Origin of the sequence: Longimicrobium sp. (genome assembly GCF_036554565.1) — a bacterium.
Classification (GTDB): domain Bacteria; phylum Gemmatimonadota; class Gemmatimonadetes; order Longimicrobiales; family Longimicrobiaceae; genus Longimicrobium.
This window is the reverse complement of the sequence record NZ_DATBNB010000690.1, coordinates 1-2846: the sequence shown is the minus strand read 5'-3', so window position 1 is coordinate 2846 and position 2846 is coordinate 1. Positions and strand designations below refer to the sequence as shown.

Genomic DNA, 2846 nt, shown 5'->3' with positions numbered 1-2846 from the left:
GGGATGCGCCTGCAGGTAGCGGATGGCGATCAGCCCGCCGAGCGAGTGGCCCAGGAGGAAGGTCGGTACCCCGGGCGGCGTCTCGTCCGCGATGCGTGCTCGGAACGCCTCGAAATCGCGGACGAACTCGCCGAACGACGAAACGAAGCCGCGCCGGCCCCCCGACCTGCCGTGGCCGCGGTGGTCCAGCGCGTGGACGGCCACGCCGCGGCGACCCAGGTCCGCCGCCAGCGGGGCGTAGCGGCCGGCGTGCTCGCCCAGCCCGTGCGAAAGGATCAGGACGGAGCGGGGGGACGGAACCGGCCAGGAGCGATAGGAAAGGCGCAGGCCGTCCGCCGCGCGCAGCTCGCCGGAGCGCTCGTCCAGGCCGGACACGCGGGTCAGCCGGCGCGGCGGGTCACGGCTGAGCCCGCTTGCGGCCCAGGATGCCGAAATCGCGCAGGTACACGTACAGCGAGTACACCGTCAGCACCACCGCGATGGCCAGCGACACCATGGTGAACCCGGCGTGGAACTTCTGCCAGAAGCTCCAGAAGGCGGTGTCCCATGCGTTCTCGCGCGCGGCCGACTGCAGGGCGTACCAGAAGATGGCCGCGCCCACGAAGATGTTCTGGAACACCGCCTTGAGCTTGCCGGCCTTGCCCGCCGCCAGGATCACCCCGCGCTTCGCCGCGTAGCCGCGGAACACGGTGATGAAGATCTCGCGGCCGAAGATCACGATCAGCACCCACAGCGGCAGCACCCCGCCGAACCAGGGGAACCGGGTGTGCGGCTCCCACCCGTGCGAAAGCAGGTAGAACGGGATGAAGGTGAGCGCGAGCAGGAGCTTGTCGGCCAGCGGGTCCATCAGCTTGCCGAAGTCGCTCACCAGGTTGCGCGAGCGCGCCAGGTGGCCGTCCCACAGGTCGGAAAAGGCGGCGGCCAAAAAGACGATGAAGCCGGCGAGCCGCCACGAGAAGGCGTCGGTCACGATCATGGGCGCCACCACCAGCGCCAGGACGATGCGCCCCAGCGTGATCGCGTTCGGAAGGTTGCGCCAGGCCATGGTGTGTCCGGTCAGCTCAGGGCTTTGATCACCAGCTTGCTCACCGCCTTCAGCGTGTCGAACACGCCGATCCCCCGCACGCCCACCGCCTCGAACGTGGGCACGTTGCTGGGGTTCAGCTCGCGCTGCAGCTCCTCGAGCGAGGAGATGTTGGGCAGGTCGCGCTTGTTGTACTGGATTACGAACGGGATCTCGCGAAGGTCCAGCCCGTACTCCGTAAGGTTGTCGTACAGGTTGTGCATGGACTCGATGTTCGCGTCCAGCCGCTCCACCTGGCTGTCGGCCACGAACACCACCCCGTCCACCCCCTTCAAAATCAGCTTTCGCGACGCGTTGTAGTACACCTGTCCGGGAACCGTGTACAGGTGAAAGCGCGTCTTGAACCCGCGGATGGAACCCAGGTCCACCGGCAGGAAGTCGAAGAAGAGCGTCCGTTCCGTTTCCGTCGCCAGCGAGATCAGCTTGCCGCGGGTGTTGGGCGCCACCTTCTCGAAGATGTACTCGAGGTTGGTGGTCTTGCCGCACAGGCCCGGACCGTAGTACACGATCTTGCAGTTGATCTCGCGCGAGGCGTAGTTGATCATCGACATGGACGTGGCCCTTTCAGAGGTCGCCGAAAAGGCGGTCGATCTCGTCCTCCGCCTCGTCCATGAAGCCGGCCTCCACGCGCAGCCCCTGCGGGGCCGCGGCGGACCGTGAGAACATTTCGCTGAACACCTCGGAAAGCTCGCGCACTACCGCCTTCACCTTGATCCGGATCATCCCCAGGGTGGTCCGGTTGTCGAACAGGACCACCAGGATCACTCGCCGCACCACGTCGGCAAGGTACATCGATTCCTTCTCGCCCTGGTGAAAGAGCGACGAGAACTCCGTTTCGCCGATCATCGACGCCAGCTGGTCGTTGGCCGAAAAGTCGGCCGCGGCCAGTGACGAGAACGCCACCGCGTCGAACTCGGGCTTTTCGCCCGCCGTGGTCACCAGCTGCCCCGTGCGGTCCACCAGCAGCGCGCAGCGGGCGCCCGCGTCGTACAGAAAGTCCTGCAGGATGCGGTCGATGCGCTGGACGTCGCGCTCCTCGAAGCTCCAGCTGCTCGCTCCGCCCGCCATCAGGCCACCTCGGCCGGGTGCCGGGCCGCCACGCCCGCTTCCACCCGCGCCAGCACTCCCTGCGCGCGCTTGCGCAGCAGCGGGCGCTGCTCCCACGCCAGGAAGTCGCGCAGCAGCAGCACCGTGTCGACCGACGCCGGAACGCCGCCCAGGTACTCCAGCGCGGCCAGCCGGCGCAGCGGGTGCGGGCTGAACAGGTCGCGGCGGCTGCGGCTGATCTGGTCGCGCAGCAGCAGCGCGCCCAGCCCCGCCGCGGCGGCGACGGCCAGCAGGGCGAAGGCGGCGGTGCGTACGATTCGATTGCTTTCCATCACCCGGAGGCGGTGGGGATCTGCGATGGGGGTGAACGCGGCACCAAAGTAACGGGCAAGGCCCGAAAAAACAAAAGGCCGCGGTTTGCTCCGCGGCCAATGGGCAATTCCCGGGCTAGACGCGCGCTACAGCTCCCGCCGGCCCGCCAGTGCTTCGGCGATCGTCACCCCGTCGGCGTACTCCAGGTCGCCCCCCACGGGGAGCCCGCGCGCGATGCGCGTCACCCGGAGCCCGAGCGGCTTGAGCAGCCGCCCGAGGTACATGGCGGTGGCCTCGCCCTCGATGTTCGGGTTGGTGCAGAGGATGACCTCGGTGACGCCCTCGGGCTCCAGGCGGGCCAGCAGCTCGCGAACCCGGAGCTGCTCGGGACCGATGCCCTCGA

6 protein-coding genes are annotated in these 2846 nt (G+C 68.2%); all 6 read right to left on the bottom strand.

Features of this window, described 5'->3' with window-relative positions:
* The coding region (locus VIB55_RS19175; protein WP_331878278.1) for an alpha/beta hydrolase at window positions 1-375 on the bottom strand (375 nt) is incomplete at its 3' end.
* 22 nt (window positions 376-397) lie between these two features.
* Entirely contained in the window at window positions 398-1045 is a 648-nt protein-coding gene (locus VIB55_RS19170) for a CDP-alcohol phosphatidyltransferase family protein (RefSeq protein WP_331878277.1), read from the bottom strand.
* An 11-nt stretch (window positions 1046-1056) separates the two neighbouring features.
* Window positions 1057-1635, bottom strand: a complete 579-nt coding sequence (locus VIB55_RS19165; protein ID WP_331025282.1) for a GTP-binding protein — start codon at window positions 1633-1635, stop codon at window positions 1057-1059.
* A 13-nt stretch (window positions 1636-1648) separates the two neighbouring features.
* A complete protein-coding gene (locus VIB55_RS19160) occupies window positions 1649-2152 on the bottom strand; it encodes a roadblock/LC7 domain-containing protein (RefSeq protein ID WP_331878276.1) in 504 nt (167 codons plus the stop codon).
* Window positions 2152-2463 carry a hypothetical protein gene (locus VIB55_RS19155; protein ID WP_331878275.1) on the bottom strand — a complete coding sequence of 104 codons (312 nt, stop codon included), beginning with the start codon at window positions 2461-2463 and terminating at the stop codon, window positions 2152-2154. The genes VIB55_RS19160 and VIB55_RS19155 overlap by 1 nt, the downstream gene beginning before the upstream one ends.
* A gap of 126 nt (window positions 2464-2589) precedes the next feature.
* A partial coding sequence (locus VIB55_RS19150) for a toprim domain-containing protein (protein WP_331878274.1) occupies window positions 2590-2846 on the bottom strand: 257 nt, incomplete at its 5' end.